Annotated in this window: 1 rRNA gene; it reads left to right on the top strand. The window is 56.7% G+C overall.

Annotated elements, in window-relative coordinates:
* Window positions 1–54: 54 nt before the first annotated feature.
* Window positions 55–379: ribosomal RNA gene (locus ADK67_RS11660) — 23S ribosomal RNA — on the top strand; the annotation flags it as partial.

The raw sequence follows: 379 nt of genomic DNA on the forward strand, positions 1-379 counted from the left end.
GGGATGGTGTCTGGTTGTTCTTTGAGAACTGCACAGTGGATGCGAGCATCTTTGTGGCAAGTTATTAAGGGCACACGGTGGATGCCTTGGCACCAGGAGCCGATGAAGGACGTAGGAGACTGCGAAAAGCCTTGGGGAGCTGTCAACCGAGCTGAGATCCAAGGGTATCCGAATGGGGAAACCCGGCCCCAGTCATGTGGGGTCACCCACGCCTGAACACATAGGGCGTGTGGAGGGAACGCGGGGAAGTGAAACATCTCAGTACCCGCAGGAAGAGAAAACAACCGTGATTCCGTGAGTAGTGGCGAGCGAAAGCGGAAGAGGCTAAACCGTATTCGTGTGATACCCGGCAGGGGTTGCGTGTACGGGGTCGTGGGAC

Source organism: Saccharothrix sp. NRRL B-16348 (assembly GCF_001280085.1).
In the GTDB taxonomy this organism is placed as follows: domain Bacteria; phylum Actinomycetota; class Actinomycetes; order Mycobacteriales; family Pseudonocardiaceae; genus Actinosynnema.